This is a genomic window from Variovorax sp. CAN15 (assembly GCF_030462475.1).
In the GTDB taxonomy this organism is placed as follows: Bacteria; Pseudomonadota; Gammaproteobacteria; order Burkholderiales; family Burkholderiaceae_C; genus Variovorax.
This window is the reverse complement of the sequence record NZ_JASMRZ010000063.1, coordinates 14053-33377: the sequence shown is the minus strand read 5'-3', so window position 1 is coordinate 33377 and position 19325 is coordinate 14053. Positions and strand designations below refer to the sequence as shown.

Here is a 19325-nt window from a genome sequence, read left to right as displayed (position 1 = left end):
GTCGGTAGCTTCAGGCTGAAGACCATCACCGCGGCGAGCGCGGTGATGCCGATCATCGTGAGAAGGGCTCCCCGCGTGTAGCCTGGGCCGACGCTCTCATCGTCGATGCCGAAGTCTTCGCTGGCGGACCGGGCCGCCAGCCTGCGCTCGTATGCGACGTAGATTACGCAGCCGATGGCCAGCGCGAGCCCGACGGTGGGCGCGCCGCTCAGCGTGATGCCCATGGTGCCCACGGCCAGCGCGGTCACCGGGCCGGCCCGGCGATAGGGCAGTGCGGCCACGCCATAGAAGAGGCTCGAGGCAAAGAAGAGCTGGGCCAGCGCGGGTGTTGTCTCGTGGCCGAGCTGTGCGAGGCCGAGGCAGGCGATCAGCGCCAGCAGGCCGCCATCGGCAATGGCTCGCGCGTAATCGGTCGGCCGGGCTTCTCCTCCGAAGGCAAAGGCCACGGGCTGAGCGCGTGCCGTGCGGGCCAGGTAGTACACGGCGTACCAGGTGGCCGTGAAGGTGCCCCAGAGCAGGAACGCGAACGCGATACGAACAGCCAGATCAGGGTTGAGCCACGCGGGGGCGATCTTGATGGCCACGGCGCCGATCCAATACGGGACCAGGGCGGGCGTTTCCGGCCGCAGGCCCAACAGCATCGGGTCGAGCCAGCGTGCGATGCCTTCGGTGCTGCGAGCCAACTCGGCCATGTAGCCGAAGGCAGAGATGTCGGCGCTCTTCCACGGACCCCGGCCAACCAGCCCAGGCAGCAGATAGGCCGCGCAGAGCAGAAGCAACGCGATGCGCGGCAGCCGGCGCACGGCGCTCTGGGCAACGATCGCGGGGGTGGGCTGGTTCAAGTGGTGGGCAAAGGCGGGAGTGGGAAAGAAAAAGGGCAGCGCGGTAAACCGGGCTGCCCTCGACGCAAAAGCGCGAGCCTTACTTCGAGGCGGCGCCGGTGGTCTTGCCGAAGCGGTTGCGGAACTTCTCGACGCGGCCGCCCATGTTGTCGACCGACTTCTGCGTGCCGGTGTAGAACGGGTGCGATTCGCTCGTGGTATCGAGCTTGAACAGCGGCAGTTCGCGGCCGTCGTCGGTCTTGCCCATTTCCTTGGTGTTCGCGCACGAACGGGTCACGAACTTGAAGCCGTTCGACATGTCGACGAACAGGACTTCGCGGTAATTCGGGTGGATGCCTTCTTTTGCCATGGTGTTTCCTTTTGCGCTTTTGGAATCAATGCGCGGTCGATGCGAGAGCCACCAGCGTGCCGGGATTGGCGCGCTGCCCCGGGGAAGACCCGAGGAGCCAGGCGAAGCTGCCTGACCGCACTTTTCGCGGAGCCAGCGATTATCGCATACTGCCCCATTTTCGAGCAAACCGAAGGCTCCCAATGACTTCCACAGCCCTGCGCGTGGGCCTTGTCGGCTATGGATTTGCCGGCCAGACCTTCCACGCTCCCGTTCTGTCAGCCGTTCCGGGGCTGGAGCTGGCAGCCGTGGCCAGCTCGCAGCCGCACAAGGTGCATGCAGACTGGCCCGGCGCGGCGGTCGTTCCCGACGTTTCCGCGCTTGTGGGTCGCGCCGACATCGACTTGATCGTGGTCGCCACCCCCAATGCCCAGCACCATCCGGTCGCCAAGGCGGCGCTGGAGGCCGGCAAGCACGTGGTGGTCGACAAGCCCTTCACGCTGGACGTGGCCGAGGCGAGGGAGCTTGAATTGTTGTCGAAACGCAACAATCGCCTCTTGGCGGTCTACCAGAACCGCCGCTTCGATTCCGATTTTCTGACGCTCAAGAAACTCCTCTCCTCCGGCGAGTTGGGTCGCCCGGTGTACCTGGAGTCCCATTTCGACCGTTTCCGTCCCGAAGTGAAGGAGCGCTGGCGCGAACAGGCGGTGCCCGGCTCGGGCCTCTGGGTCGACCTGGGTTCCCATCTGATCGACCAGGCGGTGCAGCTTTTCAGCCGCCCCGACACGATCCAGCTCGACACCGCGGTCCTGCGCGACGGCGCCGTGGTCGAGGACTACTTCCATGCCGTGCTGCGCTATGAGACGGGGCCGCATGCGCCGCTGCGCGTGGTGCTGCATTCGACGACGCTGGCGGCGCATGCCGCGCCACGCTACATCGTGCACGGCACGCGCGGAAGCTACGTCAAGCATGGCGTCGATACCCAGGAAGATGCGCTGCGCGCAGGGCAGAGGCCGCCGACGGAAGGTTGGGGCGCCGATCCGCTGGATGGCGAACTCACGCTGATCGACAGCAACGGGGTACCTGCCAGGCGCAGCGTTCCCACGCATCCCGGAAACTATGTCAACTACTACGCCGCAGTGCGCGACGCCATCCTCGGCCGCGGCCCGAATCCGGTGCCGCCCGAACAGGCTGTCGAGCTGATGGAACTGCTCGACCTCGGCCGCCAAAGCGCACTTGAAGGCCGCGCCTTGCCAACACGGCGCCCATGAAAAAAGCGCGTTGACCCGCAAGGGCCAACGCGCTTTTGCGCAAGAGCGTGTTGCTCAGCCGCCGCGACGCATCATGTCGAAGAACTCGACATTGGTCTTCGTCGCCTTCATGTTCTTGAGCATCAGCTCCATCGACTCGATCTCGTCCATGTTGTACATGAGCTGGCGCAGGATGCGGGTCTTCTGGAGGATCTCGGGGGCCAGCAGCAGTTCTTCGCGACGCGTGCCGCTGCGGTTGAGCTGGATCGAAGGGAACACGCGCTTTTCGTACAGGCGGCGGTCGAGGTGGATTTCCGAGTTGCCGGTGCCCTTGAACTCTTCGAAGATCACTTCGTCCATGCGGCTGCCGGTGTCGATCAGCGCGGTGCCGATGATGGTCAGCGAGCCGCCTTCTTCCACGTTGCGCGCGGCGCCCAGGAAGCGCTTGGGACGCTGCAGCGCATTGGAATCGACACCGCCGGTCAGCACCTTGCCCGACGAGGGCACGACGTTGTTGTAGGCGCGGGCCAGGCGGGTGATGGAGTCGAGCAGGATCACCACGTCCTTCTTGAGCTCGACCAGTCGCTTGGCGCGCTCGATCACCATTTCGGCCACGTGCACGTGGCGCGCGGCGGGCTCGTCGAAGGTCGAGGCAATGACCTCGCCCTTCACCGTGCGCTGCATTTCGGTCACTTCTTCGGGGCGCTCGTCCACGAGCAGCACCATCATGTGGACGTCCGGGTAGTTGGCGCTGATGGCGTGTGCGATGTGCTGCATCATCACCGTCTTGCCGCTCTTGGGCGGCGCGACGAGCAGGGCGCGCTGGCCTTTGCCGATGGGGGCGATGATGTCGATGATGCGGCCCGTGATGTTCTCGTCGCCCTTGATGCCGTCGCGCTCGAGCTTCATCTGCTCCTTGGGGAACAGCGGCGTCAGGTTCTCGAACATCACCTTGTGCTTGTTCTGCTCGGGTGGGCCGTCGTTGACTTTGTCGAGCTTGGTCAGCGCGAAGTAGCGCTCGCCGTCCTTGGGCGTGCGCACCTCGCCTTCGATCATGTCGCCGGTGTGCAGGTTGAAGCGGCGCACCTGACTGGGCGAGATGTAGATGTCGTCGGTGCTGGCCGTGAAGCTGGTGTCGGGGCTGCGCAGGAAGCCGAAGCCATCGGGCAGTATTTCGAGCACGCCGTCGGCGAAGACCTGCTCGCCGGCTTTGGCGCGCTTCTTGATGATCGCAAACATCAGCTCCTGCTTGCGCATGCGGCCGACGTTTTCGATCTCGAGCGCTTCAGCCTGCTTGAGGACTTCAGACACGTGGAGTGCCTTGAGTTCGTTTAAGTGCATGGAATGACCCCTCGCGGGGTAATCGAACGGAAAACGGGGGGAGGTTGAACGTGAAGCTAGAACTGCCTCACCAACCGGGGAACTCGAACCGGTTGCCTTTGAGTGGAAGGACCGGTGATCTGGGCGTGATTATGACAGGAAAAACGCGCCGGCCAACGCATTGCGCGCTGGCCGGTTGAAATGTCGCTCAGGCGAGCTGCTGGTCGATGAAGGCCGTGAGCTGGGCCTTGCTCATCGCGCCGACCTTGGTGGCAGCCAACTGGCCGTCCTTGAACAGCATCAGGGTGGGGATGCCGCGGATGCCGAACTTGGCGGGGATGTCGCGGTTCTCGTCCACATTCAGCTTGGCGATCTGCAGCTTGCCTTCGTATGCAGCCGACACTTCGTCCAGGATGGGCGCGATCATCTTGCAGGGGCCGCACCATTCGGCCCAGTAGTCGACCAGAACAGGCTGGCTGGACTTGAGCACGTCGGCCTCGAAGGAGGAATCGGAGATGTGTTTGATGAGTTCGCTGGCCATGTGTGGATCCTTGTGCGCAGAGAGTTTCGGTGCAGCTAAAGTGCTGGTCATTGTGACAGAAACCAAGGGGTGGCGTTCCGTGCGGAGACGCTATGGCGGCGATAGCCAAAGCCCTTGCACGATGCGCTCTCCAACCCCTCGATAGAACTGAATGAACGAAGGCCACCCCGTGCAGGCCCTGTGGTGCGATCCAGCCGACGGCGTCGTCGCGCGGATCGTCCGCGCGCTCGCCGAACGCCAGCTGCATGCCGCCCGAACCGTGGTGCTGGTGCCTTATGCGCAGCTGATGGGCGTGGCGCGCGCCATGTGGGCGCGCTGCGGCAGCCCCGGCTTCGTGCCGCGATTCGAGACCACCCACAACTGGGCCCGCAGCGCGGGCGGCTTCGTGCCGATGGGCTACGACATCGCCCATGACATGGCGCGCGACCTGGTCACGGCCCAGGCCCTGCTCTCGCAGGCGGGCTTCCATGCCGAGCGCTTCGCCCTGGCCGGGCGCGTCGTCGAGCTTGCCTATCAGCTCGGCCCACTGGCTGCGGCGGTAACGCCGGAGGAGCGCGGCGGCGAATGGGCCCGGCGCGCGGCGAGCGTGGCCGATGCCGGCAGCGAGTCGGAATGGTTCCGCATCGAAAGCGCGCTGATCCGCATCGCCGTCGCGTGGACCTCCACCTCGGGCTATGCCACCGACGTGCTGCAGCGCGAATCCACGCGGGCCCAGGTCGACGCGCTGATCGTGCTCGAAGGCTTCCAGGCCGATCCGCTCACCCAGTCGCTCTGCAAGCTGTGGGGCGATCACGCGCTTCATCTCTCGCTCGTGCCTTCGGGCGCGCCCACACAGGTCTGCGCCTCCCACGTTGCCCTCGACCCCGAGGACGAGGCCGAGCTTGCCGCCGCCTGCGTGCTGCGCCACCTGGCCGAAGGCCGCGCACCTGTCGCGCTGGTGGCGACCGATCGCGCGCTCACGCGCCGCATCAGCGCCCAGCTCGCCGCGCAGGGCGTCGTCACGCACGACGAAACGGGCTGGAAGCTCTCGACCACCCGCGCCGCCGCAACGCTGATGAGCGCGCTGCGCGCCTGCGCCCACGACGCCACCAGCGACCAGGTGCTCGAATGGCTCAAGAGCGGCGCCGACGGCGATGCGCCCGCCGTCCAGTCGCTCGAAGCCCGCCTGCGCCAGGAGGCCATGCGCGACTGGTCGACCTGGTGCGCCCTGATGACCCGCAGCGAGAAGTCCAAGGACAGCGCGCTGCTCGTCTTCACCGAGGCCATCGAGGTGCGCCGCGCGCCCATGGCCCGCTCGCGCCCGTTGGCCGAATGGCTGCGCGCGCTGCGCGAACTGCTGGAGGCCAGCGGCCAATGGGCCTTGCTCGAGGAGGACTTGGCCGGCGGCAAGGTGATCGGCGCGCTATGGCTCGACGCCGGCGCGCACGGCGACGACGAAGACGAGTTCCCCGGCGGCCGCCACACCCTGGCCGAGTTCACCGCCTGGGTCCGCGACGTGCTGGAGGACGCCAGCTTCGTGCCTCCGGCGGGGGACGAAGCTCCGCGGGTCGTTGTGTTGCCTCTCTACCAACTGCTGGGCCGCTCCTTCGGCGCGGTGGTCGTGCCGGGCTGCGACGACCGCCGCCTGCCTGCGTCGCCGGAACCGCCCGGCAACTGGAGCGCCGCCCAGCGCCTTGAGCTGGGCCTGCCGTCGCGCGAGGCGCTCGAAACCGCGCAGCGCGCAGCCTGGGCCGCGGCCCTGCGCAACCCCTCGTGCGAGCTCATCTGGCGTCATTCGGACGCCAGCGGTGAGCCGGTGCGACCCAGCCCGCTCGTGCAGGCGCTTCAGCTCGACCACGCGCTGCAACCCTCTGCCGACCCGCGCACGCCGCGCGAAGTGGCCATCAAGCCGACCGGCTACCCGATGCCCTCCGGCGCGCTCCTGCCGCTGCAGAACATCTCCACCAGCGTCTACGAAGACCTGCGCCGCTGCCCCTATCGTTTTTTCGCGCTGCGCCAGCTTGGCCTGCGCAGCGCCGACGAGCTCGATGCCGAGGTCGACAAGCGAGACTTCGGCAACTGGCTGCATGCCGTGCTCGGCCACTTCCACGAGGCGCTGGCCGAAGCACCGACACAGGATGCGCAGCAGCGCATCGCCTTCATCGAAGAGGCGGCCCGCCTTTCGACGCAGGAACTAGGACTCTCCGACGCCGAGTTCCTGCCCTTCGCCGCCGCATGGCCCGCCGTGCGCGACGGCTACCTCGCCTGGCTCACAGGGCACGAGGCGGCCGGCGCCGTCTTCGCCGAGTCCGAGCCCTGGAAGGAGCAGGCGCTGGGCGACCTGCGCCTGATCGGCCGGCTCGACCGCATCGACCGCATGCCCGATGGCCAGGCCTTCGTGATCGACTACAAGACCGAGTCCGCCGCCGTCAGCAAGGAGCGCGTGAAGGACCCCACAGAAGACACCCAGCTGGCCTTCTACGCCGCGCTGGTGGCCGACGACACCCTGCGCGCGGCTTACGTCAACGTGGGCGAGAAGGCCGCCGGCACGCAGACCGTCGAGCAGCCCGCCGTGGTCGAGGCGCGCGATGCGCTGGTGGCCGGCATCATCGAAGACTTCAGGCGCATCGCGCAGGGCGCGGCGCTGCCGCCGCTGGGCGAGGGCGCCGTCTGCGACTACTGCGCCGCGCGGGGCCTGTGCCGCAAGGACTTCTGGGACGAGGCGGCCCCGCCGCCGGGCGTCGAAGCCACTGGAGGCGACACGCAATGAGCGGCGCAGCCTACGAACACAACGGCCGGCACGTCACGCGCGAGGCCTTCTACACCGTCGCTTGCGATCCACGCCGCTCTGTCGCGGTCGAGGCCTGCGCCGGCGCGGGCAAGACCTGGATGCTGGTCTCGCGCATCCTGCGCGCGCTGCTCGAAGAAGGCGACACCGCCTGCGAGCCGCACGAGATCCTGGCCATCACCTTCACGAAGAAGGCTGCCGGCGAGATGCGCGAACGCCTCGACCAGTGGCTGGAAGATTTCGCCGAGCGCCCGCAGGAAGAACTGGTCGCCCAGCTGGTGATGCGCGGCATGGAGCCGGTTGCGGCCTCGGCCGCGGTACCGCGCCTCAAGGGACTCTACCGGCGCCTGCTCGAAGGCGGCAGGCCGGTGCAGTTCCGTACCTTCCACGCCTGGTTCGCGGGCTTGCTGCGCAACGCGCCGCTCGCGGTGCTGCGCGAACTGGGCCTGCCGTCGAACTACGAGCTGCTCGAAGACGACGCGGAGGCGCGGGGCCACACCTGGCGGCCTTTCTTCGAGGCCGTGACCGCCAGCAAGGAGGCGCTGGCCGACTACTACGCCGTCGTCGCCACGCACGGCCGCTCGCAGACGGCCAAGGCGCTGGGCGAGGCGCTGTCGAAGCGCGTGGAGTTCTCGCTGGCCGACGCGGAGAACGCGGTCCAGCATTTCAGCGCGCTCCACCCGACGCTCGAAGGGCTGGACGAGCCGACCGAAGCCCTGCGCGGCGAGCCGGTCCGCCGCCGCTGGCTCGACCGAGCCGCCGCGCTGGGCCGCGAGAGCAACAAGACGCCGCAGAAGGCGGCCGAAGCGATCATCGACGTGTTCGGCTCGGGCGAGCCGGCCGGCGATGCGCTGGTCGCTGCGTTCGCCCACCTGCGCAAGAACTTCTTCGTGGCGACGGAAGACCGCCTCAACAAGAACCTGCAGAAGTTCCCCGCCGCGCAGGAGGCCGAGGCCGAGCTGCAGGTGCTGTGCGCCGCGCAGGCCCAGCACGCCGCCTGGCTCTACCAGCAGCGCATGACGCGCCTCACGCGCCTGCTGATCGCTGCCTTCGCCGATGTGAAGCGTGCGCACGGCTGGGTCGACATGAACGACGTCGAGCAGGCGGCGCAGCTGCTGCTGGGCCAGTCGGCCCTCTCGGGCTGGGTGCAGGAGCGGCTCGACGCGCGCATCGCGCACCTGCTGATCGACGAATTCCAGGACACCAACCCGCTGCAGTGGCAGGCGCTCTATGGGTGGCTCAGCGCCTACACCGGCGCGCAGGGCCGTGCGCCGCGCGTGTTCATCGTGGGCGACCCGAAGCAGAGCATCTACCGCTTCCGCCGCGCCGAGCCGCAGGTGTTCATCGCCGCGAAGAAGTTCGTTCGCGAAGGGCTCGATGGCGAGCTGCTGAACTGCGACCACACGCACCGCAACGCGCAGTCGGTGGTCGGGCTGGTCAACGCGGCGATGCTTGCCGCGCAGGAGGCCGGCGAGTTCGATGGCTACCGCGCCCACACCACCGAGCGCCGCGACGATGGCGAACTGCTGCGGCTGCCGGCCATCGACCGCGACGCGGTCGGCGGCGGCACGGCCGAAGCCGCTCCCGCCGACGACGGCATGCTGCACTGGCGCGACAGCCTCATCACGCCGCGCGTGCTGCCCGAGGAGCAGCTGCTGCAGACGGAATGCGAGCAGGCCGCCCGATGGGTGGCGCAGCGCATCGCTGACGGCACCCAGCCCAGCCGCATCATGGTGCTGGCGCGCAGGCGCAGCCGACTCTCGGCCATGCAGGACGCGCTGCGCCAGCGCCACATTCCCGTGCAGCAGCCCGAGAAGAACGACCTCCACGACGCACCCGAGGTGCAGGACGTGGTTGCGCTGATCGACGCGCTGGTGTCGCCCGCGCACGATCTTTCTCTTGCCAGGGCGCTGAAGTCACCGGTGTTCGGCATCGACGACGAGGCCCTGGTGCAGCTCGCGCTGCGCCAGCGCGAGCGCGGCCCCGTGAGCTGGTTCTCGCTGATCCAGAAGGACGAAAGCCTGCCGCCGGTGCTTGTCGAGGCCGGCGTCAGGCTCAAGCGTTGGCAGCGCTGGCTGATGACGCTGCCGCCCCACGACGCGCTCGACGCGATCTTCCACGACGGCGACCTGCTCGCGAAGTTCGGCGCCGCCGTGCCGGCCGCGATGCGTCAGAGTGCGCTGGCCAACCTGCGGGGCGTGCTGTCGGCGTCGCTCGACATCGACGGCGCGCGATTCGCAACGCCCTATGCGCTGGTGCGCGCGCTGCGCGCAGGCGGCGTGCGGGCGCCGACCGTGACCGCGCCTGAGGCGGTGCAACTGCTGACCGTGCACGGCGCCAAGGGGCTGGAGGCCGATACGGTGCTCATGCTCGACTGCGACGCTCCTGCGCCGCGGGCCCAGACCATGGGCGTGCTGGTCGAGTGGAAGGGCAGCGACAGCGCGCCGACGCGCTTCGTATTCCTCGCGAGCGAGAAGACGCCGCCGGCCTGCGCCGTCGCGCTGCTCGAGGAGGAGCAGCGCGCGCGCCATCGCGAGGAGCTCAACGGCCTCTACGTCGCCGTCACGCGGGCGCGCGAGCGGCTGGTGCTCTCGTCGGTGAAGCCGGCGCGTGCCAATGAAGGCAGCTGGTGGTCGCGACTGCAGCCGCTGTGCGAGCCCACCGAGGCTGACGAGCCGCTGGTGGCGCTGCCGACCGAAGCCGGTGCGGGCAGCTTTGCAATGAAGCGCATGCCGGAGGCGCCCGAGCCTGCCGAGCAGCCGTCCGCGAAGAAGGCGGCCGCCACCACGGTCGACGCGCGAGCCGCCGCCTTCGGGCAGGCCATGCACCGGCTGCTCGAATGGGCCGTGCCGGGCGAGCCGCTGCCGGCTGCCCATGTTCGCGCCGCCGCCCGCGAATTCCTGCTCGATGCGCAGCAGGCGCGCGGTGCTGCCGCGCTGGCGCAGCGCATCCGCGCGGGCGAGGGGGCCTGGGTGTGGGACGATCGCAGGGTCGACTGGCATGGCAATGAAGTCACGCTGGTGCACGAAGGCGAGACCCTGCGCATCGACAGGCTGGTGCGCGAGCGCGACAGCGGCGTCTGGTGGGTGCTCGACTACAAATCCGCGGCGCGCCCCGAAAAGGACGCCGCGCTGATCGCACAGATGCAGCGCTATCGCGTGGCAGTGCAACATGCCTATCCCGGTGCCACCGTGCGTGTCGCGTTCCTCACCGGGCTGGGCGAACTGGTGAATCTCGAATGACTGTTTCCCCCACCGTCGCCGTCATCGGCGGCGGACCCGCCGGCCTGATGGCGGCTGAAGTTCTGAGCGCGTCCGGCGCGCAAGTGCACGTCTACGACGCGATGCCCTCGGTGGGACGCAAGTTCCTGCTGGCCGGCCGCGGCGGGCTGAACCTCACGCACTCCGAGCCCTTCGATGCGTTCATGAGCCGCTTCGGCGAGCGCCGCGCGCAGCTGGAGCCGATGCTCGCGCTGTTCGGGCCGCAGCAGGTGCGTGCATGGGCGAGCGGCCTGGGCATCGAGACCTTCGTGGGCACCTCGGGGCGCGTGTTTCCGACCGACATGAAGGCCGCGCCGCTGCTGCGTGCGTGGCTGCACCGGCTGCGCGCGGCGGGTGTGCAGTTCCACATGCGGCATCGCTGGGTGGGCGAGGGAGTCTTCGACCCGGCATCGCTGCGATTCGCGACGCCGGCCGGCGAGGCCACGGCCAGCGCCGATGCCGTCGTGCTGGCGCTGGGCGGCGCAAGCTGGGCGCGGCTCGGTTCCGATGGTGCTTGGGCGCCTTGGCTGGAGGCGAAGGGCGTGGAAGTCGCGCCGCTGCAGCCGGCCAACTGCGGCTTCGACGGCTCGGGCTGGAGCGAGCATTTCTCCAGTCGCTTCGCAGGCCAGCCCTTCAAGTCGGTCGCGATTTCGTTCACCGACAGCCACGGACGGCATTTCGCGCGCAAGGGCGAGTTCGTCGCGACCGCGACCGGCATCGAGGGCAGCCTGATCTATGCAGCCTCGGCGCTGCTGCGCGACGAGATCGCCGAAAAGGGAAGCGCGACGCTGTTGCTTGATCTGCTGCCGGATCGCAGTGCAGAGCAGGTGCTGGCCGCGGTGAAGCATCCGCGCGGGGCGCGGTCGCTCAGCAGCCATCTCAAGAGCAGGCTCGGCCTGGAAGGCATCAAGGCCGGCGTGCTGCACGAGGCGCTGAGCCGTGAGGCAATGCACGACCCGGAGCAGCTCGCCGCGACCATCAAGGCCGTGCCGTTGAAGCTCGCCGCGGCGCGGCCGATCGACGAAGCCATCAGCACGGCGGGCGGCGTGCGCTTCGATGCGCTGGACGCGCAGCTCATGTCGAAGGCACTGGCAAGCGTGTTCGTGGCGGGAGAGATGCTCGATTGGGAAGCGCCGACCGGCGGCTACCTGCTGACGGCTTCGATGGCCAGCGGCGCCGCGGCTGCGCGCGGCGCCATCCAGCGGCTAGGCCTTTGAAGAAAAGGCCCTGTGCCGCCGGAGTTCTTTGTCGCTGGAGAGCTGTTTTTGCGGGCCCCGTTTCATTTCGCATGGAATGAAACGAAACCGCTGAAGAAGTTGACGAGCCTTACCCCTGGCACTGACTACGCAGTTAGGGCTGCTTGGTTCCCCACCTGACCCGGTTGGCCACTTCACCATGCAGGGAGGCCCGTCAGGGCATATTGTAACCCCCCAGGCTGCGCGCACTTCGTGTCGCTTCGCCAACCCCCTGCTGGGGGCGACACCGGAGGACCGGCAAAGCCGGATCCTCGGTGTCCCGCGAAAAGCCCCTGCCGAGGTATCGGGAGGGGAGCTTCGCGCCTTTTAGAATGCCCGCAATGTCTTATCTCGTGCTCGCCCGCAAGTTCCGCCCGAAAACCTTCGGTGAGATGGTCGGCCAGGGGCATGTGGTTCAGGCGCTCGAGAACGCGCTGACGACGCAGCGCCTGCACCACGCTTATCTCTTTACCGGCACCCGGGGTGTCGGCAAGACCACGGTTTCGCGCATTCTTGCGAAGTCGCTCAACTGCCAGGGACCGGACGGGCAGGGTGGCATCACGGCCACGCCGTGCGGCGTCTGCCAGGCCTGCCGCGACATCGACGCGGGCCGCTTCGTGGACTACACCGAGCTCGACGCGGCCTCCAACCGTGGCGTGGACGAGGTGCAGTCGCTGCTCGAACAGGCGGTCTACAAGCCGGTGCAGGGGCGCTTCAAGGTCTTCATGATCGACGAAGTGCACATGCTCACGAACACCGCGTTCAACGCGATGCTCAAGACGCTCGAGGAGCCGCCCGAGTACCTCAAGTTCGTGCTGGCCACGACCGACCCGCAGAAGGTGCCGGTGACGGTGCTGTCGCGTTGCCTGCAGTTCAACCTGCGGCCGATGGCGCCCGAGACAGTGCTCGAACACCTCACTGCCGTGTTGCAGACCGAAAGCGTGCCGGCCGAGCCGCAGGCGCTGCGCCTGCTGGCGCGCGCGGCGCGCGGCTCGATGCGCGACGCGCTCTCGCTCACCGACCAGGCCATCGCCTTCGGCAACGGCGAGCTCGTTGAAGCCGGCGTGCGCCAGATGCTCGGCAGCGTCGATCGCGGCCATGTGTTCCGCCTGATCGAGGCGCTGGCGCAGGGCGACGGCAAGACGGTGGTCGAGACTTCCGAAGCGCTGCGCGTCGACGGCATGTCCGCCGCCTCCACGCTGGAAGAAATGACGGCCGTGCTGCAGGCCATGGCGGTGCTGCAGGCCGTGCCCTCGCGCGCGGAATCGGCCGATGCCGCCACCGATCCCGACGCGGCCGACACCGCGCGCCTCGCGGCGCTGATGCCGGCCGACGAAACCCAGCTGCTCTACAGCCTGTGCCTGCACGGCCGTGGCGAGCTGGGCCTGGCACCCGACGAGTACGCCGCGCTGACCATGGTGCTGCTGCGGCTGCTGGCCTTCAAGCCATCCAGCGCGGCCGCTTCGACGGCTACCCCGGAAAAAAAAACTCTGAATGAAGCTGCGGCCGTGCCGCCGCAGGCTCCTGCGGTGCGCGTTGCGCCACCTGCGCCAGCCCCGGCTCCCGTTGCTCCCATGGCTGCCAGGCCTCCATTGGAGTCGCCGGTTGCATCCGCCCCAACGCAATCGGCACCGGTTCCCGCAGGCCACCGCCTCGCCGTGGTCGACGAACCCCGGCAGGCCGAGCCCCGGCCCGGCAGCGCCGGGGATGCTCCCGCCAAGGTCGTCGGCGTGCCCATCCGCGTGCAGCCGCCGCCAAGTGCCCGAGATACCCCGGGCCCCAGTGAGCCGCGCAGCACCTTCACCCCCATTCCGACCAGCGAGGACGGCGACTTCTGGTACGCCACGGTCACGCAGCTGGTCGCGGCCGAGGCCATCACGGCGCTGGCGCGCGAGCTCGCCCTGCAGTCGCAACTGGTGGGCCGAGACACCGATCAGTGGCTGCTGCGCATCGAGCGCGAGACGCTCAACCAGCCGTCCGCCCGCGAAAAGCTCACCGTCGCGCTGAACAGCGCCGGCCACAACGTCAAGCTCGCCATCGAGGTCGGCGGCGTGGTCGACAGCCCCGCGCGCCGCAACAAGCAGGCGGCCGACGAGCGCCAGCGCCTGGCCGAGGAGGCCATCATGAGCGACCCCGAAGTACAGGCGCTGATGCGCGATTTCGACGCGAAGATCGTCCCCGGCACGCTCAAGCCGGCCTGAGTTCGCGTCTCCCGTATCCTTCACCCACTTTCCAACCCGACAGATCAGGACCAACGATGTTCAACAAAGGACAACTGGCCGGCCTCATGAAGCAGGCGCAGGCAATGCAGGACAACCTCAAGAAGGCCCAGGAAGAACTGGCCACCATCGAGGTCGAAGGCGAATCCGGTGCAGGCCTCGTCAAGGTCGTCATGACCTGCAAGCACGACGTCAAGCGCATCACCATCGACCCCAGCCTGCTGGCGGACGACAAGGACATGCTCGAAGACCTCGTGGCTGCCGCCTTCAACGCCGCCGTGCGCAAGGCAGAGGAAACCAGCGAGCAGAAGATGGGCAAGCTCACGGCCGGCATGCCCGGCCTGCCGCCCGGCATGAAGCTGCCGTTCTGAACAGGCTGCAGGCATAGATGGCAGACGCCAGTTCGCTCGACGCCCTGGTCGATGCGCTGCGCCGCCTGCCCGGTGTCGGCGTCAAGTCGGCCTCGCGCATGGCGTTCCACCTGCTGCAGCACGACCGCGAGGGTGCGCAGCTGCTCGCGCGCGCCCTGCAGCAGGCGGCAGGGCAGGTGCGGCACTGCGAGCGCTGCAACACCTTCACCGAAGCGCCGATCTGCAGCGTCTGCCTCGACACGCGGCGCGATGCGACCAAGCTCTGCGTGGTCGAGACGCCGGCCGACCAGGCTGCGCTCGAACGCACGGGAGCCTTCCGCGGCTATTACTTCGTGCTGATGGGCAAGCTCAGTCCGCTCGACGGCGTGGGTCCGAAGGACATCGGGCTGCAGAAGCTCTTCGACCGCGCGCGCGACGGCACGGTGAGCGAGGTCATTCTCGCCACGAACTTCACGGCCGAAGGCGAGGCCACCGCGCATGTGATCGGTGAGGGGCTGAAGCAACGCGGCCTCAAGGTGACGCGCCTCGCGCGCGGCGTGCCGGCCGGCAGCGAGCTCGAGTACGTCGATCTCGGCACCATCGCGCACGCGCTGGTGGATCGCAGGTAGAACAACGAACGACGCATGACCCTCTCGTTGCTCACCGTCGCCTACTGGTGCGTGCTCATCGCCTGCGTGCTGCCGTATCTCTCGGCATGGATCGCCAAGGCAGGCAGCTTCGGTCCGCGCGACAACCAGCATCCGCGCGAATGGGCCGCGAAGCAAAGCGGCTGGCGCGCACGCGCCAACAGCGCGCAGGCCAACAGCTTCGAGGGCCTGCCGTTCTTCATCGGCGCGGTGATCATCGCGCACCAGCTCGGCGCGGCGCAGGCGCGCCTGGACATGCTCGCGGTGGCTTACGTGGTGCTGCGCGCGATCTATCTCGCGCTCTACATCAAGGGCATCGGCAGTGCGCGCAGTGCTGTCTGGGCACTCGCGTTTCTGGTCAATATCGCGATACTTTTTCTGGCTCGCTGAAGGCCTGGCGAAGGCTTCTCGGCGAGGCCTTCGTGCTTACGTGGAAACCCGCACGGGATGACCCCGATGCAGCAGCGTGTTGCGGCCCCTAAGCTCGATTCAGTTTCTTACGAGTCACAGAGCCCAGAAGCAACAGTTTCGGGCAACAGTTTCAGGCTGGTTTTCATGCTTCATCGCCGCACTCTCATTTCTGCTTCCGCCATCGCCGCCGCAACCGTTGCGTTGCCGCGTGTCTTTGCGCAGCAGGCCAAACTGGAGAAGACCAAGGTCTCCATCGCGGTGGGTGGCAAGGCAGCGTTCTACTACCTGCCGCTCACCATTTCCGAGCAGCTCGGCTACTTCAAGGCCGAAGGGCTCGACGTGGAGATTTCCGATTTCGCCGGCGGCGCCCGCGCGTTGCAGGCGGTTGTCGGCGGCTCTGCCGATGTGTGCTCGGGCGCCTACGAGCACACCATCAACCTGCAGGCCAAGAACCAGTTCTTCCAGGCCTTCGTGCTGCAGGGCCGCGCACCGCAGATCGCGGTGGGCGTATCGACGAAGAACATGGCCGGCTACACCGGCATCCAGGATCTCAAGGGGAAGAAGATCGGTGTCTCGGCACCGGGCTCGTCGACCAACATGGTGGCCAACCTCGTGCTCTCGCGCGGCGGGCTCAAGGCCAGCGACGTGAGCTACATCGGCGTGGGCGTGGCGGCCGGCGCGCTCACCGCATTGCGCTCGGGCCAGATCGACGCCATCAGCAACACCGACCCGGTGATGACGATGCTGGAGCAGAAGGGCGATGTGAAGATCATCAGCGATACGCGCACGCTCAAGGGCACGCAGCAGGTGTTCGGCGGCACGATGCCGGCGGCCTGCCTCTATGCCTCGTCCGATTTCGTCCAGAAGAATCCCAACACCTGCCAGGCGCTGGCGAATGCCATCGTGCACGGCCTCAAGTGGCTGCAGACGGCGGGGCCGGGCGACATCATCAAGACGGTGCCCGAGACCTACCTGCTCGGCGACCGCGCGCTGTACCTCGCATCGTTCGACAAGGTGCGCGAGGCGATCGCCACCGATGGCCTCGTGCCCACCGATGGACCCAAGACCGCGCTGAACGCGATCGCGAGCTTCGACACCACCGTGAAGGCCGACAAGATCGACCTCGCAAAGACCTACACCAACGATTTTGCAAGGCGCGCCAAGGACAGGTTCAAAGCCTGACCGCGCACGTCCCGCGACCCGGCTCAGGCCGGGTTTTTTCTGCCATGTCCGACCACGCACTCGAACTCCTCTCCATCAGCTGCACCTTTGTCTCGAAGGACGACCCGGGCCAGCGCTACACGGCGGTGGCCGACACCACGCTGCGTGTGAAGGCCGGAGAGTTCGTCTCGGTGGTCGGCCCCACCGGCTGCGGCAAGTCGACGCTGCTGAACGTGGGCGCTGGCCTGCTGGAGCCTTCCTCGGGCACGGTGAAGGTTTTCGGCCGGACGCTCTCTGGCATCAACGCGCGCGCCGGCTACATGTTCCAGTCCGAGGCGCTGATGCCATGGCGCAGCGCCATCGACAACGTGATGGTGGGGCTGCAGTACCGTGGCGTGCCCGAGTCGGAGGCGCGCGGGCAGGCCGAGGCATGGCTTTCGCGCGTGGGCCTCTCTGGCTTCGGCGACCGCTATCCGCACCAGCTCTCCGGCGGCATGCGCAAGCGCGTGGCGCTGGCGCAGACGCTGGTGCTCGATCCCGACATCATCCTCATGGACGAGCCCTTCAGCGCGCTCGACATCCAGACGCGCCAGCTGATGGAGAACGAGGTGCTGGAGCTCTGGAGCGCGAAGAAGAAGGCGGTGCTCTTCATCACGCACGACCTCGACGAAGCCATTGCGATGAGCGACCGCGTGGTGGTGTTGTCTGCTGGCCCGGCCACGCATCCCATCGGCGAGTTCGCCATCGATCTTCCGCGTCCGCGCGACGTGGCCGAGGTGCGCACGCAGCCGCGCTTCGTCGAGCTGCACACCCAGATATGGGAAGTGCTGCGCGACGAGGTGCTCAAGGGTTATGCGCAGCAGCTCAGGAAGGCCGCGTGATGGCACGGTTCGGTTTGAACGAACGCAGCGCGCGCTTCTGGCAGCTGGCACTGCTGGCGGTGATCCTGGTTGCGTGGCATGTCGCCTCGCGCAACCAGCAGATCGCCTTCTTCCTCGGCGAGCCGATCCAGGTGGCGGGGCGCATCTGGAGCTGGTTCCTGCCCTTCGAGGTGCCGGCCAACGCGCTCTTTCCCGATGGGTTGAAAGGCAACGCCGACATCTACCAGCACCTGGGCACCACGCTGCTGGAGACGGTGCTGGCCTTCGGCATCGGCACCGTGCTCGGGTTGGCCTGCGGGCTGTGGCTGGCGCTCGCGCCCACGGCGAGCCTGATTCTCGATCCGTACATCAAGGCCGCCAACTCGATGCCGCGCGTGATCCTCGCGCCCATCTTCGCGCTGTGGTTCGGGCTGGGCATCTGGAGCAAGGTGGCGCTGGCGGTGACGCTGGTGTTCTTCATCGTGTTCTTCAACGTCTACCAGGGCGTGCGCGAGGTGAGCCCGGTGGTGCTGGCCAACGCGAAGATGCTGGGCGCCAACCAGCGGCAGCTGCTGCGCACCGTGTACCTGCCGAGCGCGACCAGCTGGGTGTTCTCCAGCCTGCACACCTCGGTGGGGCTGGCCTTCGTGGGCGCGGTGGTGGGCGAGTACCTGGGCTCGGCGCGCGGCGTGGGCTACCTGATCCTGCAGGCCGAGGGCACCTTCGACGTCAACACGGTATTCGCAGGCATCGTGGTGCTCACGGCCTTCGCGCTGGCGCTGGACGGGGTCGTCGGAATCATAGAGCGACACCTGATGAAGTGGCAGCCCAGGACGGGCGAGACCGAGAAGCTCTAGTTCTTCCCCGTGCGATGATCGCGCGCGGCGTCGCGGAGCGCCGCAACGATTCATGGGGGTAACGAACAATGAGCCACGACAACAACCACAGGCGGGCCACGACCCTGCGCTCGCGCGGCGAGGCGGCACGGGTCTCCAACGAAGAACTGTTCTTCGACCTGGTCTACGCCTTCTCCGTCACGCAGCTTTCCCACTACCTGCTCGACCACCTCACGCTGATGGGGGCGCTGCAGACGCTGGTCATGTGGTTCGCCGTCTGGCTGGGCTGGCAGTACACGGCCTGGACCACCAACTGGTTCAACCCCGGCACGCTGCGCATCCGCGGCGTGCTGTTCGCGATCATGCTGCTGGCGATGGTGATGGCCTCGGCGCTGCCGGGCGCCTTTGCCGAGCGCGGGCTGGTGTTCGCGCTGTGCTTCGTGGGCATCCAGGCGGGGCGCACCTTCTGCATGCTGATCGCCATCGGCCCGAACGATCCGCTCACGCCGAACTTCCGCCGCCTGCTGGCCTGGAACTGCGTGGCCGGCGTGTTCTGGATCGCCGGCGGCTTCGCCGAGGGGCAGGCGCGCCTCGCGCTGTGGTTCGGCGGCGTGCTGTGCGAGTACATCGCGCCGATGATCGGCTTGCGCTTTCCGGGCCTGGGCCGCTCGCTGACCAGCGACTGGACCATCGACGGCGGCCATCTCGCCGAGCGCTGCCAGCTCTTCGTGATCGTCGCGCTGGGCGAGTCGGTGCTGGCCACCGGCATCGCCTTCGGGCATCACGTCGAATGGCACGGCATCGACCTGTTCGCGCTGCTCGTGGGCTTCGCGGGCAGCCTGGCGATGTGGTGGATGTACTTCGACACCAGCGCCAGGGAGGCGACGCACGTCATCGAGCATGCGCAGGACCCGGGCGCCATCGGCGCGAAGTTCCACTACACGCACGTGATCCTGGTGGCCGGCATCATCGTGTGCGCCGTGGCGGACGAACTGACGATCGGCGAGGGCTCGCACCATGCCGAACTCAAGTACCTGGGCGCGCTGATCGGCGGCCCGGCGATCTACCTGTTCGGCAACGCGCTCTTCAAGCGGGTGGTGCGTGGTTTCCTGCCGCAGTCGCATCTCTTCGGGCTGGGCCTGCTTGCGGTGCTCGCGGTCTTCGCATCGCACCTGACGGTGCTGGTGGTGGGAACGCTCACCACCGTCATCATGATCGGCGTTGCGGCGATGGAGGCCATCGTGCGCCGCCGGGCGCAGCAGGCCGCGAAGGCTCACTGAGCCTTCTTCCTCATCTTC

Annotated in this window: 15 protein-coding genes, 1 other RNA gene and 1 pseudogene; 12 read left to right on the top strand and 5 right to left on the bottom strand. The window is 67.8% G+C overall.

The window, feature by feature from the left end; genetic code table 11:
* Both QMO14_RS25915 and QMO14_RS25910 read right to left on the bottom strand, forming a co-directional pair.
* Positions 1 to 842 (bottom strand): annotated as a pseudogene (locus tag QMO14_RS25915) (hypothetical protein); the annotation flags it as partial.
* Between the two features lie 79 nt (positions 843 to 921).
* Positions 922 to 1191 carry a type B 50S ribosomal protein L31 gene (locus QMO14_RS25910; RefSeq protein WP_019653042.1) on the bottom strand — a complete coding sequence of 90 codons (270 nt, stop codon included), beginning with the start codon at positions 1189 to 1191 and terminating at the stop codon, positions 922 to 924.
* Positions 1192 to 1373: 182 nt separating this feature from the next.
* On the opposite strand from QMO14_RS25910, the gene QMO14_RS25905 reads away from it, so the two are divergent.
* The gene (locus QMO14_RS25905) at positions 1374 to 2441 is read left to right on the top strand and encodes an oxidoreductase (RefSeq protein WP_301510670.1); all 1068 of its coding nucleotides are present in this window, start codon (positions 1374 to 1376) and stop codon (positions 2439 to 2441) included.
* 54 nt (positions 2442 to 2495) lie between these two features.
* Here the strand turns inward: QMO14_RS25905 and rho are convergent, their stop codons facing one another.
* Entirely contained in the window at positions 2496 to 3761 is a 1266-nt protein-coding gene (gene rho, locus QMO14_RS25900; RefSeq protein WP_007836663.1) for a transcription termination factor Rho, read from the bottom strand.
* 187 nt (positions 3762 to 3948) lie between these two features.
* On the bottom strand, positions 3949 to 4281 hold the full coding sequence (gene trxA / locus QMO14_RS25895; RefSeq protein ID WP_093431992.1) for a thioredoxin TrxA: 333 nt from the start codon (positions 4279 to 4281) through the stop codon (positions 3949 to 3951).
* Between the two features lie 151 nt (positions 4282 to 4432).
* Here trxA and QMO14_RS25890 point away from each other — a divergent pair, with 151 nt between their 5' ends.
* Genes QMO14_RS25890 through QMO14_RS25880 form a run of 3 tightly spaced genes read left to right on the top strand, consistent with a single transcriptional unit; the run spans position 4433 to position 11525 of the window.
* Positions 4433 to 7030, top strand: a complete 2598-nt coding sequence (locus QMO14_RS25890) for a PD-(D/E)XK nuclease family protein (protein ID WP_301510669.1) — start codon at positions 4433 to 4435, stop codon at positions 7028 to 7030.
* Entirely contained in the window at positions 7027 to 10290 is a 3264-nt protein-coding gene (locus QMO14_RS25885; RefSeq protein WP_301510668.1) for an exodeoxyribonuclease V subunit beta, read from the top strand. Before QMO14_RS25890 ends, QMO14_RS25885 begins: the two co-directional genes overlap by 4 nt.
* The gene (locus QMO14_RS25880; RefSeq protein ID WP_301510667.1) at positions 10287 to 11525 is read left to right on the top strand and encodes a TIGR03862 family flavoprotein; all 1239 of its coding nucleotides are present in this window, start codon (positions 10287 to 10289) and stop codon (positions 11523 to 11525) included. Before QMO14_RS25885 ends, QMO14_RS25880 begins: the two co-directional genes overlap by 4 nt.
* 98 nt (positions 11526 to 11623) lie before the next feature.
* Here the strand turns inward: QMO14_RS25880 and ffs are convergent.
* Positions 11624 to 11720, bottom strand: an RNA gene (gene ffs, locus QMO14_RS25875) — signal recognition particle sRNA small type.
* Between the two features lie 164 nt (positions 11721 to 11884).
* Between ffs and dnaX the strand changes: the two genes are divergently transcribed.
* The 8 genes from dnaX to QMO14_RS25835 all read left to right on the top strand — a co-directional run bounded on the left by dnaX (position 11885) and on the right by QMO14_RS25835 (position 19307).
* Complete coding sequence (gene dnaX / locus QMO14_RS25870; RefSeq protein WP_301510665.1) at positions 11885 to 13744, top strand: DNA polymerase III subunit gamma/tau; 1860 nt, start codon at positions 11885 to 11887, stop codon at positions 13742 to 13744.
* A 56-nt stretch (positions 13745 to 13800) separates the two neighbouring features.
* Positions 13801 to 14133, top strand: coding sequence for a YbaB/EbfC family nucleoid-associated protein (locus QMO14_RS25865; protein ID WP_012747441.1), 333 nt, complete (start codon positions 13801 to 13803; stop codon positions 14131 to 14133).
* 17 nt (positions 14134 to 14150) lie between these two features.
* Positions 14151 to 14741, top strand: a complete 591-nt coding sequence (gene recR, locus QMO14_RS25860) for a recombination mediator RecR (RefSeq protein WP_301510657.1) — start codon at positions 14151 to 14153, stop codon at positions 14739 to 14741.
* 15 nt (positions 14742 to 14756) lie between these two features.
* A complete protein-coding gene (locus tag QMO14_RS25855; protein WP_301510656.1) occupies positions 14757 to 15149 on the top strand; it encodes an MAPEG family protein in 393 nt (130 codons plus the stop codon).
* Between the two features lie 165 nt (positions 15150 to 15314).
* Positions 15315 to 16352 (top strand): ABC transporter substrate-binding protein, encoded by a 1038-nt coding sequence (locus QMO14_RS25850; RefSeq protein WP_301510655.1) that lies wholly within the window; start codon positions 15315 to 15317, stop codon positions 16350 to 16352.
* A 44-nt stretch (positions 16353 to 16396) separates the two neighbouring features.
* On the top strand, positions 16397 to 17212 hold the full coding sequence (locus tag QMO14_RS25845) for an ABC transporter ATP-binding protein (RefSeq protein ID WP_301510654.1): 816 nt from the start codon (positions 16397 to 16399) through the stop codon (positions 17210 to 17212).
* Positions 17212 to 18048, top strand: coding sequence for an ABC transporter permease (locus tag QMO14_RS25840; RefSeq protein WP_301510652.1), 837 nt, complete (start codon positions 17212 to 17214; stop codon positions 18046 to 18048). The genes QMO14_RS25845 and QMO14_RS25840 overlap by 1 nt, the downstream gene beginning before the upstream one ends.
* Positions 18049 to 18116: 68 nt before the next feature.
* Positions 18117 to 19307: a low temperature requirement protein A gene (locus QMO14_RS25835; protein ID WP_301510650.1), complete on the top strand. Its 1191-nt coding sequence runs from the start codon at positions 18117 to 18119 to the stop codon at positions 19305 to 19307.
* The last annotated feature ends 18 nt before the right edge of the window (positions 19308 to 19325 follow it).

Bases quoted from the DNA above. Each gene is read 5' to 3' on its own strand.
- QMO14_RS25865 (WP_012747441.1), top strand. From the start codon at position 13,801: ATGTTCAACAAAGGACAACTGGCCGGCCTCATGAAGCAGGCGCAGGCA.
- QMO14_RS25905 (WP_301510670.1), top strand. From the start codon at position 1,374: ATGACTTCCACAGCCCTGCGCGTGGGCCTTGTCGGCTATGGATTTGCC.
- QMO14_RS25880 (WP_301510667.1), top strand. From the start codon at position 10,287: ATGACTGTTTCCCCCACCGTCGCCGTCATCGGCGGCGGACCCGCCGGC.
- QMO14_RS25835 (WP_301510650.1), top strand. From the start codon at position 18,117: ATGAGCCACGACAACAACCACAGGCGGGCCACGACCCTGCGCTCGCGC.
- recR (WP_301510657.1), top strand. From the start codon at position 14,151: ATGGCAGACGCCAGTTCGCTCGACGCCCTGGTCGATGCGCTGCGCCGC.
- dnaX (WP_301510665.1), top strand. From the start codon at position 11,885: ATGTCTTATCTCGTGCTCGCCCGCAAGTTCCGCCCGAAAACCTTCGGT.
- QMO14_RS25840 (WP_301510652.1), top strand. From the start codon at position 17,212: ATGGCACGGTTCGGTTTGAACGAACGCAGCGCGCGCTTCTGGCAGCTG.
- QMO14_RS25850 (WP_301510655.1), top strand. From the start codon at position 15,315: ATGCTTCATCGCCGCACTCTCATTTCTGCTTCCGCCATCGCCGCCGCA.
- QMO14_RS25855 (WP_301510656.1), top strand. From the start codon at position 14,757: ATGACCCTCTCGTTGCTCACCGTCGCCTACTGGTGCGTGCTCATCGCC.
- QMO14_RS25845 (WP_301510654.1), top strand. From the start codon at position 16,397: ATGTCCGACCACGCACTCGAACTCCTCTCCATCAGCTGCACCTTTGTC.
- trxA (WP_093431992.1), bottom strand. From the start codon at position 4,281: ATGGCCAGCGAACTCATCAAACACATCTCCGATTCCTCCTTCGAGGCC.
- QMO14_RS25890 (WP_301510669.1), top strand. From the start codon at position 4,433: ATGAACGAAGGCCACCCCGTGCAGGCCCTGTGGTGCGATCCAGCCGAC.
- QMO14_RS25910 (WP_019653042.1), bottom strand. From the start codon at position 1,191: ATGGCAAAAGAAGGCATCCACCCGAATTACCGCGAAGTCCTGTTCGTC.
- rho (WP_007836663.1), bottom strand. From the start codon at position 3,761: ATGCACTTAAACGAACTCAAGGCACTCCACGTGTCTGAAGTCCTCAAG.
- QMO14_RS25885 (WP_301510668.1), top strand. From the start codon at position 7,027: ATGAGCGGCGCAGCCTACGAACACAACGGCCGGCACGTCACGCGCGAG.